General features: G+C 70.0%; 13 protein-coding genes. 9 read left to right on the forward strand and 4 right to left on the reverse strand.

What is annotated here, in order from left to right; genetic code table 11:
• Positions 1 to 100: 100 nt before the first annotated feature.
• The 6 genes from ssuE (at position 101) to ACIOKD_RS36720 (ending at position 5,714) form a co-directional block, all read left to right on the forward strand.
• A complete protein-coding gene (gene ssuE / locus ACIOKD_RS36695; RefSeq protein WP_402092375.1) occupies positions 101 to 655 on the forward strand; it encodes an NADPH-dependent FMN reductase in 555 nt (184 codons plus the stop codon).
• A gap of 35 nt (positions 656 to 690) precedes the next feature.
• Positions 691 to 1,068, forward strand: a complete 378-nt coding sequence (locus tag ACIOKD_RS36700; RefSeq protein WP_402092376.1) for a hypothetical protein — start codon at positions 691 to 693, stop codon at positions 1,066 to 1,068.
• Between the two features lie 69 nt (positions 1,069 to 1,137).
• The gene (locus tag ACIOKD_RS36705; protein ID WP_402092377.1) at positions 1,138 to 2,280 is read left to right on the forward strand and encodes an LLM class flavin-dependent oxidoreductase; all 1,143 of its coding nucleotides are present in this window, start codon (positions 1,138 to 1,140) and stop codon (positions 2,278 to 2,280) included.
• Positions 2,281 to 2,401: 121 nt separating this feature from the next.
• Positions 2,402 to 3,100, forward strand: coding sequence for a DNA polymerase beta superfamily protein (locus ACIOKD_RS36710; RefSeq protein ID WP_402092378.1), 699 nt, complete (start codon positions 2,402 to 2,404; stop codon positions 3,098 to 3,100).
• A gap of 175 nt (positions 3,101 to 3,275) precedes the next feature.
• Entirely contained in the window at positions 3,276 to 4,598 is a 1,323-nt protein-coding gene (locus ACIOKD_RS36715; RefSeq protein ID WP_402092379.1) for an aldehyde dehydrogenase family protein, read from the forward strand.
• A 228-nt stretch (positions 4,599 to 4,826) separates the two neighbouring features.
• Positions 4,827 to 5,714, forward strand: a complete 888-nt coding sequence (locus ACIOKD_RS36720) for a glycoside hydrolase family 19 protein (protein WP_402092381.1) — start codon at positions 4,827 to 4,829, stop codon at positions 5,712 to 5,714.
• Positions 5,715 to 5,779: 65 nt separating this feature from the next.
• On the opposite strand, the gene ACIOKD_RS36725 is transcribed toward ACIOKD_RS36720, so the two are convergent.
• The 3 genes from ACIOKD_RS36725 to ACIOKD_RS36735 all read right to left on the reverse strand — a co-directional run bounded on the left by ACIOKD_RS36725 (position 5,780) and on the right by ACIOKD_RS36735 (position 7,990).
• Positions 5,780 to 7,438, reverse strand: coding sequence for a catalase (locus tag ACIOKD_RS36725; RefSeq protein ID WP_402092382.1), 1,659 nt, complete (start codon positions 7,436 to 7,438; stop codon positions 5,780 to 5,782).
• A 107-nt stretch (positions 7,439 to 7,545) separates the two neighbouring features.
• Positions 7,546 to 7,821 (reverse strand): DUF4190 domain-containing protein, encoded by a 276-nt coding sequence (locus ACIOKD_RS36730; RefSeq protein WP_402092383.1) that lies wholly within the window; start codon positions 7,819 to 7,821, stop codon positions 7,546 to 7,548.
• Positions 7,822 to 7,825: 4 nt separating this feature from the next.
• Entirely contained in the window at positions 7,826 to 7,990 is a 165-nt protein-coding gene (locus tag ACIOKD_RS36735) for a hypothetical protein (protein WP_402092385.1), read from the reverse strand.
• Between the two features lie 201 nt (positions 7,991 to 8,191).
• On the opposite strand from ACIOKD_RS36735, the gene ACIOKD_RS36740 reads away from it, so the two are divergent.
• From ACIOKD_RS36740 to ACIOKD_RS36750, 3 genes are all read left to right on the forward strand, one after another.
• On the forward strand, positions 8,192 to 9,544 hold the full coding sequence (locus ACIOKD_RS36740) for an acetyl-CoA carboxylase biotin carboxylase subunit family protein (protein ID WP_402092386.1): 1,353 nt from the start codon (positions 8,192 to 8,194) through the stop codon (positions 9,542 to 9,544).
• 30 nt (positions 9,545 to 9,574) lie between these two features.
• Positions 9,575 to 11,632, forward strand: coding sequence for a CocE/NonD family hydrolase (locus ACIOKD_RS36745; protein WP_402092387.1), 2,058 nt, complete (start codon positions 9,575 to 9,577; stop codon positions 11,630 to 11,632).
• 85 nt (positions 11,633 to 11,717) lie between these two features.
• Positions 11,718 to 12,110, forward strand: a complete 393-nt coding sequence (locus tag ACIOKD_RS36750) for a DUF3662 domain-containing protein (RefSeq protein ID WP_402092388.1) — start codon at positions 11,718 to 11,720, stop codon at positions 12,108 to 12,110.
• 25 nt (positions 12,111 to 12,135) lie between these two features.
• Here the strand turns inward: ACIOKD_RS36750 and ACIOKD_RS36755 are convergent, their stop codons facing one another.
• The gene (locus tag ACIOKD_RS36755; RefSeq protein WP_402092390.1) at positions 12,136 to 12,627 is read right to left on the reverse strand and encodes a DUF5709 domain-containing protein; all 492 of its coding nucleotides are present in this window, start codon (positions 12,625 to 12,627) and stop codon (positions 12,136 to 12,138) included.
• Positions 12,628 to 12,630: the final 3 nt, after the last annotated feature.

A 12,630-nucleotide genomic window follows, 5' to 3' on the forward strand; every position in this document is an offset into this window, starting at 1 on the left:
CCCGGAGAGCCGGGCGGCCACTCCTTCGAAGCCACTGAAGGCAAGAACCCATAAGCCACACCCGGCCCTCCCGGGCCGCCTAACAACTTACGGAGGACCCATGGCCACCGTCCTGTCCGTCTCCGGCAGCCCCTCCGCCTCCTCCCGCACCAACCGCCTGCTGCGCCACCTCGACAACCGGCTGACGGCACAGGGCCACGAGGTGATCCCGCTCGACGTCCGTACGATCCCTGCCGAGGCCCTGCTCGGCGCCGACTTCCGGCATCCGGCGATCGTCGAGGCCACCGCCCTCGTCGCACGGGCCGACGGCGTCGTCATCGGCACGCCCGTCTACAAGGCCGCCTACTCCGGGGTGCTCAAGGCACTGCTCGACCTCCTCCCGCAGTACGCCCTCACCGGCAAGACCGTGCTGCCCCTGGCCACGGGTGGGACGACGGCCCATGTGCTGGCCATCGACTACGCGCTGCGCCCGGTCCTCAGCTCCATGGGTGCCCGGCACATAGTCCAGGGCTGGTTCACCCTCGACAAGGACATCGTGGTCGGTGAGGACGGCCGCCTCACCGTGGCACCCGCGGCCGCCGAGGCACTGACCTCGGTGCTCGACCAGTTCTCCGAGGCGCTGGGCCGCCGGCCGGTCCTGGCCGCGGCGGGCTGACCATGTCAGCGGCGACCGTCACAGAAGCGTTCGCGGTGCAAGGGGAAGCCTCCACGAAGGTCCCGGCAGGAGCTGTCGCGCGGGGCGCCGCCAAGGTCATCGCCGACCACGCCGAACGCGGGCTCACGCGCGAGGAGTCGGCCCGGCTTTCCGACTCCGGCCTGCTCGCCGCCGCCGGCCTCGCCCAGACCCCGCGGACACCAGGACCCGCCCGTGGTTCGAAAGCGGTGTGGAGCGTGCTCTTCGAGGTGTCCGGCACCCGGTCCGCCCGCAACTCCCGCAACCGGTGCCGGTGCCGGCACCGGCACGACGCCCGCACCCGCGCCCAGTACGACCCGGCCCGCTGGAAGATCCAGCACATCGGCCGGTACGTACTGAACGGCACCCTGCCGCCGCGCCACGGACTCCTCTGAGCCGAAGAACCGTCGAGCCGCCCCGCACACCCCCGCACACCGCCCCGCGCCCGATCGGAGAACGCACCCGTGTCCCTCACCTTCCACTGGTTCCTGCCCACCAACGGCGACAGCCGCCATGTCGTCGGGGGCGGCCACGGCACCCCGGCCGCGGTGTCCGGGCGGGACCGGCCGCCGACGGTCGCGTATCTGAGCCAGATCGCCCGCGCCGCCGAGGATCTCGGCTTCGTCGGCGCGCTCACGCCCACCGGGGCGTGGTGCGAGGACGCCTGGCTGACCACCGCGATGGTCAGCCAGAACACCGAGCGGCTGAAGTTCCTGGTCGCCTTCCGGCCGGGGTTCGTCTCGCCGACGCTCGCCGCGCAGATGGCGTCCACCTTCCAGCGCCAGTCCGGCGGACGGCTCCTCCTCAACGTCGTCACCGGTGGCGAGAGCCACGAGCAGCGGGCGTACGGCGACTTCCTCGACAAGGACGCCCGCTACCGCCGTACCGGCGAGTTCCTGGAGATCGTCCGGGGCCTGTGGGAGGGCAGGACCGTCGACCTGGACGGCGAGTTCCTCAAGGTCGAGGACGCCAGGCTGGCGCGGGTGCCCGACCCGGTGCCCGAGGTGTACTTCGGCGGCTCCTCGCCCATCGCCGGTGAGGTCGCCGCCAAGCACGTGGACGTCTACCTCACCTGGGGCGAGCCGCCCGCGCAGGTCGCCGAGAAGATCGCCTGGGTGCGCGCGCTGGCCGAGAAGGAGGGCCGCACCGTCCGGTTCGGCATCCGGCTGCACGTCATCACCCGGGACAGCTCCGAGCAGGCCTGGGCGGAGGCCGAGCGGCTGCTCGCCGGGTTCGACCCGGGGACCGTGAGGTCCGTACAGGCCGGACTGGCCCGCAGCGAGTCCGAGGGCCAGCAGCGCATGCTCGCCCTGCACGGCGGCGGCAGCCGGGACGGCCTGGAGATCCACCCCAACCTCTGGGCGGGCATCGGCCTCGTGCGCGGCGGCGCGGGCACCGCCCTGGTCGGCAGCCACGACGAGGTCGCCGAGCGCATCACCGAGTACCACCGCCTCGGCATCGACGAGTTCGTGCTCTCCGGCTACCCGCACCTTGAGGAGGCGTACTGGTTCGGCGAGGGCGTCCTGCCCCGGCTTGCCGCGCAGGGCCTGTGGCAGCACCCCTTCGCCCGGCCCGCCCCCTCGGCGCAGGTGCCGTTCGCGAGCTGAGCCGCGCCCCCGTACTCCCGGAAATTCGCTGTACGCGACCGCCCCCCGGGTGGTGACCTTGTGCGAGCCGCCCGGCTCGCACAAGGCAGCGGGGCGGCCTGGGGAGAAGGGGGGGACAGCCATGACCACCACCAGGAACATCCTGCTGTCCGGCATCGTCGGCTCGACCGCGTACGGACTGGCCCGCCCGGGCTCCGACGTGGACCGGCTCGGCATGTTCGCCGCCCCCACCGAGGACTTCCACGGCCTGCACGGGCCGAAGGAGACCCACGTCACGGCCAAGCCCGACAACACCCTCCACGAAGCGGCCAAGTGGTGCCGGCTCGCCCTGGGCGGCAACCCCACCGTGACGGAACTGGTGTGGCTGCCCGACGAGTTGTACGAGGTCCGCACCCCGCTCGGTGACGAGCTGATCGGCATCCGCACGACCCTGCTCTCCGCGAAACGGGTCCGCGACGCCTACCTCGGTTACGCGACCCAGCAGTTCAAGCGGCTCTACGACCGTGGGGACGGCTCCGCCTCCGCGGACACCCGCGGGCGCACCGCCAAACACGCCCGGCATCTACGGCGCCTGTGCCACCAGGGCTTCGAGCTGTACGCCACCGGTGCCTTGGACATCCGCGTCGAGAACCCGGACGACTACCACCGCTTCGGCGAGCAGGTGGCGGCCGACGCGATGGCCGCGCTGCCCCTGCTCCAGCGGTACGAGGCGGCCTTCGACGAGACCCGCAGCGCCCTCCCGGAAGAGGCCGACGAGGCCCCCGCCGAGGACTGGCTGCGCCGGGTCCGGGCTCAGCACTACACGCGACCCGGGGCCTGAGGGGCCGACCCGCGCGGCGGCCCCGGCGGGATCGTCCGGGTGATCCGACAAACACGGGCGGTGTCTTCGACCGGTGCGGAATGACGATGCCGTATAAATGGTTGGCATATACATCGAGCTTGTCGCTCGACGTACCGCGTGCGGGTCACAGGCCCGCCCCGACCAGCGAGGCACCGTGAACCAGCCCACCCCCGAGCAGCCCGCCGACGTCGTGGCCCGGCTGCGCGCCACCTTCCGCTCCGGCCGCACCAGGCCCGTCGAGTGGCGCACCGGCCAGCTGGGCCGTCTGCGCGAGATGCTCACCACGGACGGTGCCGCACTCGCCGCCGCCCTCCACGCCGACCTGGGCAAGAGCTCCACCGAGGCCTTCCGTACGGAGATCGACTTCGTGGTGCGGGAGATCGACCACACCCTCGAACACCTCGAAGAGTGGCTGCGCCCCGAGCCTGCTCCCGTCCCCGCGCACCTCGGAGCCGACGCGACGGGCTGGACGCGCTACGACGCACTCGGTGTCGTCCTGGTCATCGCCCCCTGGAACTACCCGGCGCAACTCCTGCTCGCCCCGATGCTCGGCGCGCTCGCCGCGGGCAACGCGGTGGTCGTCAAGCCCAGCGAGCTGGCCCCCGCCACCTCCGCCGAACTGGCCCGGCTGCTGCCCCGGTACCTCGACACCGAGGCCGTCGCCGTCGTCGAGGGCGGCATCCCCGAGACCACGGCCCTGCTCGCGGAGCGCTTCGACCACATCTTCTACACCGGCAACGGCACGGTCGGCCGCATCGTGATGACCGCCGCCGCGCGGCACCTCACCCCGGTCACGCTCGAACTCGGCGGCAAGTCCCCGGCCTTCGTCGACCGGGACGCCGACCTGACCGTCGTCGCCGAGCGCCTGGCACGCGGCAAGTTCCTCAACGCCGGACAGACCTGTGTCGCGCCCGACTACGTCCTGACCGACCCGGAGACCGCCCGCGCCCTGGAGCCCGTGCTGACCGAGGCCGTCGAGAGGCTCTACGGGTCCGACGCGTCGAGTTCCACCGAGTACGGGCGGATCATCAACGAGCGGCACTTCGACCGGCTCAGCGGGCTGCTCGACTCCGGCCGGATCGTCGTCGGCGGCGCGACCGACCGCGCTACGAGGTTCATCGCGCCGACCGTCCTGGCCGACGTCGACCCCGACGCGCCCGTCATGCGCGAGGAGATCTTCGGCCCGGTCCTGCCGATCGTCACCGTCCCCGGCCTCGACGAGGCCATCGACTTCATCAACGACCGCGACAAGCCCCTCGCCCTCTACGCCTTCACCGAGTCGGACACCACCAGGGAGCGGCTCGCCGCCGAGACCTCGTCCGGAGGGCTGGGCCTCGGACTGCCGCTCGCCCACCTCACCGTCTCCGACCTGCCCTTCGGCGGAGTGGGGGAGAGCGGCATGGGCAACTACCACGGCCGCTACTCGATCGAGACGTTCAGCCACCGCAAGGCGGTACTGGAAAAGCCGCTGAGCTGAAGCCGCTGACGGGCCGAGCCCGCTGAGTCGAAGCGACGCCGCGCCGGGGCGAGTTGACTGGTCTACACCCTTGACTGGTCCAGACCAAGGTGGTGGAGTGTGCCTCACTACCCCCCACCACGGCCGCCCCGTACGCCGCGGCCGGTCTCACCGGCACGTGCGTACAAGGTCCGCCCCGCGCTGCCTCCGTACGGGTCCGCGGCCGTGCTCCGTGAAGGAGTTGACCCTGTGTCCAGGCGCCGTATCTCCGCGTTCGTGGCCGCGATCGTCCTCGGAACCGCCGCACCGGTGCTGTTGCCGGCCTCGGGCGCGTCCGCCGCGGCCTGTTCGAGCTACCCGAGCTGGGTGGCCGGCAAGTCCTACGTGACCGGGAACATCGTCCGGTACACCGACGGCAAGGCCTACATCGCCGAGCACGACAACCCGGGCTACGACCCCACCATCAGCACCTGGTTCTGGGAGCCGTACGCCTGTGACAACGGACCCACCAACCCCTCCGGGTTCGTCGTCAGCGAGGCGCAGTTCAACCAGATGTTCCCGAACCGGAACTCCTTCTACAGCTACAGCGGGCTGAAGGCCGCGATGAGCGCCTACCCGGCCTTCGCGAACACCGGCAGCGACACGGTGAAGAGGCAGGAGGCCGCGGCCTTCCTCGCCAACGTCAACCACGAGACCGGCGGCCTGGTCCACATAGTCGAGCAGAACACCGCCAACTACCCGCACTACTGCGACTGGGGCCAGCCCTACGGCTGCCCGGCCGGCCAGGCGGCGTACTACGGCCGCGGTCCCATCCAGCTCAGCTGGAACTTCAACTACAAGGCCGCGGGCGACGCGCTCGGCATCGACCTCCTGAACAACCCCTGGCTCGTGCAGAACGACTCCGCCGTGGCCTGGAAGACCGGCCTCTGGTACTGGAACACGCAGACCGGCCCCGGCTCCATGACCGGCCACAACGCCATGGTCAACGGCGCGGGATTCGGCCAGACGATCCGCTCCATCAACGGTTCGCTGGAGTGCGACGGCAAGAATCCGGCGCAGGTGCAGAGCCGGGTGGACAGCTACCAGCGATTCGTGGGGATCCTCGGCACGACGGCGGGCAACAACCTGTACTGCTGACGTCCTCGCGGACACGGCACCGCGGCCGGCGCACGCGCCGGCCGCGGTGCCGTGTCCGCGGACGCTCAGCGCGTGACCGTGTGCCGCGTGTCGGGTACGCAGTGGGTCATGGTCAGCCCCGCGACGTCCCGGGGCGGGTTCTTCCCCAGGTTCGCGAGCCGCTCGCGGTCCTCCTCGGTCAGGTCCTGGCTGGCCAGCGGCTTCAGACCGGCGACGTCCTCGGGTGTGATGCCGAGCCCCTCACCGACCCTCAGACCGAGCTCGTTCTCGACCAGCAGGAAGTGCCAGACCATCCGCTCCTGCACCGGCCGGTCGCACTGGGACAGCAGGTCGGTGAAGTTCTTCACCAGGTCCTCCTGCTCCCACTCCTCCAGCAGCAGATAGCGCTGGCCCGCCTGCATGTAGTCGTTGGTGCGGGGGATCCGCTTGCGGGTGAGGCGGCCCTGGATCTCCGGACCCTGCTCGTCATGAGTGGGGTACTCGCCCTCGCGCAGGCCGCCGGTGATCGACGGCTCGTAGTTGACGATGGGGTTCTCGCCCGCGCTGTCCTGGTGGTACGCCATCTGGCCGTCGCGCTGGTTCGTGCGGACCTCGGCGTTCTTGGCCTGGTTCACCGGAAGCTGGAGGTAGTTCGGCCCGACCCGGTAGCGCTGGGTGTCGCTGTAGGAGAAGGTCCGGCCGACCAGCATCTTGTCGTCGGAGAAGTCCAGCCCGTCCACCAGGACTCCGGTGCCGAACGAGATCTGCTCGTTCTCCGCGAAGTAGTTGTCCGGCATCCGGTTCAGCACCATCCTGCCGACCGGCTTCGGCGGGAAGTCCTGCTCGGGCCAGGTCTTCGTGTCGTCCAGCGGGTCGAAGTCCAGCTCGGGGTGGTCGTGGTCCTCCATGACCTGGACCAGCAGTTCCCACTCCGGGTACTCGCCGCGCTCCACCGCCTCGTAGAGGTCCTTCGTGGCGTGGCCGAGACCCTGGGCCTGGACGTTGGCCGCGTCCTCCTCGGTCATGCTGCGTACGCCCTGCTTGGGCATCCAGTGGAACTTGACCAGGACGGTGTCGCCCTCCTGATTGACCCATTTGTACGTGTTGACGCCGAAGCCCTGCATATGGCGGTAGTCGGCCGGGATGCCACGCGGGCTGAAGAGGTTCACCAGCATGTGCATGCACTCCGGAGTCTGCGACATGAAGTCGAAGATGCGGCGGGGCTGCTGCTCGAAGGTGACCGGGTCGGGCTTGAGCGCGTGGATCACGTCCGGGAACTTGATCGCGTCCCGGATGAAGAACACCCCCAGGTTGTTGCCGACCATGTCCCAGTTGCCGTCCTCGGTGTAGAACTTCACCGCGAAACCGCGCGGGTCGCGCGCCGCCTCGGAGGAGTCCCGGCCGCCGATGACGGTCGAGAACCGGACGGCCAGGTCCGTGCGCTTGCCGCGTTCCGCGAAGAGCTTGGCGCGGGTGTAGCGGCTGATGGGCTCGTCGCCCCAGGCTCCGTACGCCTCGAAGTAGCCGAACGCGGTCACTCCGCGGGCGTGCACGACGCGCTCCGGGATGCGCTCGCGGTCGAAGTGGCTGATCTTCTCCAGGAACTGGTAGTTCTCCAGCGTCGCCGGGCCGCGGGCGCCCACGGTCCGCTGGTTCTGGTTGTCGTAGACCGGATGCCCCTGCCGGTTGGTGAGCACTTCGCGGTCGTCGTCCGGGGCGGGGCCTGTGCTGGATACATCCGTCACGATCGTCCACTCCTCTGGGGTTGTGTCTTGTGAGGTCGTACGAGAATTTCTAGCAAGGTATGCCCGTTTTTCACCGCATATGCTCCGGGGTCGCGGATGGCGGCCCGTCAGCCGAGCACACTGCTCCACGACGTGGTGCCGTTCACCGCCATGAGGGCGGCGAGCAGCACGATGTCCGTGACACCGAGCCACAGACCGAGCAGCGCTCTGAAGCGGCGGGGCGTGTTCCGGCGCAGGGCCATGGTGGCCAGGACGATGGCGATGGGGCCGAGGACGAAGTTGAGGACGAGGAGTCCGACGAGGCCGAGGACGAAGGAGGCGACGGCCATCCCCTCCGTGTCCCGCCTGCCGGTCTCCCGCCGCGGTGACTCTGTCAGTCGCATCACGTCACGCCTTCCGGGTACGGCCGTGCTTGCGTCGCTCACGGACGGCGAAGACGGCCAGCCACACGGCGATGACCACGCCGGCCACGACGGCCACGGGCGCGGGGAGATAGGCGGCCGACCCGATCAGGACGGTCAGGAGGAGAAAGGCAACGACAAGGAAGAGCATGTCTACTCCCGTTCCCGCGGGGACATGGGCAACGCCGTGGACCGCCGTTGCACGGACAGCTGCATGAACATGCGGCACGGGTGTCCCCGGGGAGAGACATCACACCTGCGAACGCTCCGGCCGACGCCAGGGGATTCGCCCCGCCGCTCAGGGGTACCCCCCGATCTTCCGCAGTGCTCCGAAAGAACGGGAAGGTGACCAGTGCCGGAGAAGAACGCGCCCGAGGTGAAGACCGAGGTGAGGACCGAGGTGAAGAACGTCTTCGTGATAGGTCTCGACGACGCCAACCTGCCCACACTCGAAGCGGCCGCGGCGGCCAGGTCGCTGCGGTACCACCCGCTGCTGACGATCGAGGAACTGCAGAGCGGCGAGGTGTCCGTCCCGGAGCTCATCGACAAGGCCCGGGCCGTCCTGGACGCCTTCGACGGAAACATCGACGCGATCGTCGGCTACTGGGACTTCCCGGTGAGCACCCTCGTGCCGATCCTCGCCGAGCGCTACGGAACCCGTAGCACCAGCCTGGAGTCGGTGGTCAAGTGCGAGCACAAGTACTGGAGCCGGCTGGAGCAGCAGAAGGTCACCGACAGGCACCCGCGGTTCGGCCGGGTCGACCTGGACACCGACGACCCGCGGCCCCCTGAGAACGTACGGTTCCCGATGTGGGTCAAGCCCGCGCTCTCGTACTCCTCCGAACTCGCCTTCGGCGTCGAGGACATGGACGAGTTCCGGGACGCCGTCCGGCAGATACGCGAGGGAATCTCCCGGGTGGGCCGTCCCTTCGAGTACATCCTCGACCGGATCGAGCTGCCGCCCGAGATGAAGGGCGTCGGCGCCCAGGTCTGCCTCGCCGAGGAGACGATGACGGGTCTCCAGGTCGCCGTCGAGGGTTACGTCCACGAGGGCGAGGTCACCGTCTACGGCGTGCTGGACTCCATCAACTACCCCGGCACATCCAGCTTCCAGCGGCACCAGTACCCCTCGACACTGCCACCGGCGGCGATCGCCCAGCTGCACGACGTCACCGAGCGCGTCATGCGCCGGATCGGCTTCGAGTCGGCCACCTTCAGCGTGGAGTACTTCTTCGACCCGAAGACCCAGGAGATCAGCCTGCTGGAGATCAACCCCCGGCATTCCCAGTCCCACGCCGAACTGTTCGAGTACGTCGACGGCGTGCCCAACCACCACGCCATGCTCGGCCTCGCCCTGGGCGACGATCCGGCCATGCCGCGGCGCAAGGGGCAGTACGCGATGGCCGCGAAGTGGTACTACCGCTGGTTCACCGACGGCGTCGTGCGCGACGTGCCCTCGGCCGACGACCTCGCCCGCATCGAGCGCGAGGCCGACGGCGTACGCGTGGACGTCACCACCGAGGAGGGGCAGGTCCTCTCCGATCTGTCCCAGCAGGACTCCTACAGCTACGAGCTGGCGCACATATTCACCGGCGCGAACAGCGAGGAGGACCTGAGGGCGAAGTACGACCACTGCGTGGCCGCCCTGGGACTCGCCTTCGACGAGAGCCCCGGCGAGAGCCCCCGGGAACGACCGCACGCGTAACGACCACCGAACAAGGAGTAAGTCCGCCTCATGCGCTACGTGAGCAACCTGCCGTACGCGACGAAGGAAGAGGAGGACGTCCGTATCCCGATGCCCGACGGCGTGCAGCTGTCGGCCCGTGTCTGGCGCCCCACCTCCTCCGACAACGAGCCCGTGCCCGCGGTGCTGGAGTACATTCCCTACCGCAAACGCGACCTCACCTCGGTGCGCGACTCCATGCACCACCCCTACATCGCCGGTCACGGATACGCCTGCGTGCGCGTCGACCTGCGCGGCACCGGCGACTCGGAGGGGGTGCTGCGGGACGAGTACCTGGAACAGGAACAGACCGACGCGGAAGCGGTCCTCGCCTGGCTCGCCGAGCAGCCCTGGTGCGACGGCAACACCGGCATGATGGGCCTGTCCTGGGGTGCCTTCGCCGCCCTCCAGGTGGCCGCCCGGCAGCCGCCGAGCCTGCGCGCCGTCGTCATCGCGTCCTTCACGGACGACCGGCACGCCGACGACATGCACTACATGGGCGGCGCGATGCTGTCGGACAACCTCGCCGAGGCCGGCACCATGTTCGCCTACGCCACCTGCCCGCCCGACCCCGCCGTGGTCGGCGACCGCTGGCGCGAGATGTGGCACGAACGCCTGGAGAACACCGGCCCCTGGGTCCTTCCCTGGCTGCGCCACCAGCGCCGGGACGACTACTGGCGGCACGCCTCGGTCGCCGAGGACTACCAGGCCGTACAGTGCCCCGTCCTCGCCTCCAGCGGCTGGGCGGACGGCTACTCCAACGCCGTGACCCGGCTGCTCGGCCATCTGGACGTGCCCCGCAAGGGACTGATCGGCCCCTGGTCGCACAAGTTCCCCCACCTCGGGGAGCCCGGGCCGGCCATCGGCTACCTCCAGGAAGTGGTGCGCTGGTGGGACCACTGGCTCAAGGGCGTCGACAACGGCGTCATGGACGGCCCCATGCTGCGCACCTGGATGCAGGACAGCGTGCCCCCGTCCACCTCCTACGAGGAGCGCCCGGGCCGCTGGGTCGCTGAGCCCACCTGGCCGTCTCCGCAGATCCGTCCCGTCAGGTACCCGCTGACCCGGCACCGGATCGGCACACCGGTCGAGGCCGGTGCCGACGCCCGGGCCGGCGCCGATGCCGCCGGGGGCGGCGCCGGGATGACCGTACGGTCGCCCCTGTCCGTCGGGCAGTTCGCGGGCAAGTGGGCCTCCTACAACGCGCCCCCGGACCTGCCGTACGACCAGCGCGAGGAGGACGGCGGTTCCCTCGTCTTCGAGACCGAGCCGCTGACCGAACGGCTGGAGATCCTCGGCGCACCGACCGTGGAACTGGACCTCGCGGCCGACCGGCCGGTCGCGATGGTGGCCGCGCGTCTGTCCGACGTGAGCCCCGACGGCGCCGCCACCCGCGTCACCTACGGTCTGCTCAACATCACGCGTCGGGAGAGCACCGAGAACCCCGAGGCCCTGGAGCCGGGCACGCGCTACCGCGCCACCGTCCAGCTCAACGGAGTGGCACAGGCGTTCCCGCCCGGCCACCGGGTCCGCCTCTCCCTGTCCACGTCGTACTGGCCGCTGGCCTGGCCGCCCCCCGAACCGGCGCTGCTGAGCGTGTACGAGGGCTCCAGCACCCTCACGCTCCCCGTCCGCCCGACGGACCAGCCGGACGGGGTGCCGGCGAACCCGTTCGAGGAGCCCGAGGGCACACCACCGCTGTCCGTCACCCGGCTGACCGCCCCGGACGCACGGTGGGAGGTGAAGCGCGACATGGTCGACTACCGCGCCGAACTGGAGATCGTGAAGGACCAAGGACTCGTCCACTTCGACGAGATCGGGCTCGACGTCGGGCGTCGCGCCTACGAGCGCTATACGTCCATCGCCGACGACTTCACCTCGGCGACCGGCGAGTCGACCTGGACCATGCGTTTCAGGCGCGACGACTGGGATGTCCGCGTGGAGACGCACACGCGGCTGACCTGCGACGAGACGGACTTCTTCGTAAACGCCACGCTGGACGGCTACGAGGGCGAACGCCGGGTCTTCTCGCGCACGTGGAACGAGACGGTGCCACGGGACCTGCTGTAGGCGGCCGGACGCGTTTTTCCCCACCGCCCGGGCACCCGCAGAAGAAGAGCGGAACACCACGACACCATCTAGGAGAAGTTGCGGCGTGAGCACACTCACTGGTCTGGAACGAGCCATGGAACGCTTCGGAGGGTCCCTGCTCGCGCGTTTCCGCCACAAAGAACCGGTCGAGCTGATCGAGGCCCTGCACAAGGAGTGCGACGACCACATCGTGGTGTGCAGCGAGAGCCGGACCGTCGTCCCCAACGCCTACGACGTCGAGCTGGCCGAGTTCGCCCACGAGGAGCTGGAGCGCAACGGCGGCCGCATCGACCAGGTGCTCACCGACAGCCTGCTCCGCCACGGCGAGAAGCACGGCTACGAATGGGCCGGCCCGCTGACGGTGCACGTCACCAGGTCACCGGACCTGCCCAACGGCCGGTACCGGGTGGCGAGCGCCGTCATGAAGCATGTGCGGGCCGACGCCTTCCAGCACTGACTCCAGCGCTGACCGACCCGCCGGGTCAGTCCCGTCGCAGAGGTGCCGGCGGCAGCTCCTCCTCCTCGGGGATGAGATGGACCGCGGCTTCCTCGGCGCCCGCGGCTCCGCCGTCGATACCGATGTCCGAGGCCACGGCTTCCTTCGTCATGTCCTCGTGCGCGCCCTCGTCCGGCGCCACCAGTCGGCCCGCGCGCTCGTCACCGGCCTCGGGGTCGGTCACCTCGCCCTCCCCGTAGGGCAGGTCACCGATGCCGTCGCCGGCCGGGGCCTCCTCGTCGGGGACCTCCTGGCGCAGCCGTTCGTCGAGGCTCTCGCCCTCCTGCTGCTCGGCCGCCGTGGTACCGCTCTTGGTGACTCCCAGCGGCTTCTCGGGAGGTGAATAGCCCTCGTCGAGCACATCGTCGTACGTACGCTCGTCCACCGCGTCCTGGAGATCCAGCGGTGCGGCGTCGGCCTGCTCCTCGTTGGTCCCCGTGGGCTGGTAGACGTCGTCCGCCATGCTGTCGTCGCTCATGTC

The organism is Streptomyces sp. NPDC087844 (genome assembly GCF_044742785.1).
Classification (GTDB): Bacteria; Actinomycetota; Actinomycetes; order Streptomycetales; family Streptomycetaceae; genus Streptomyces.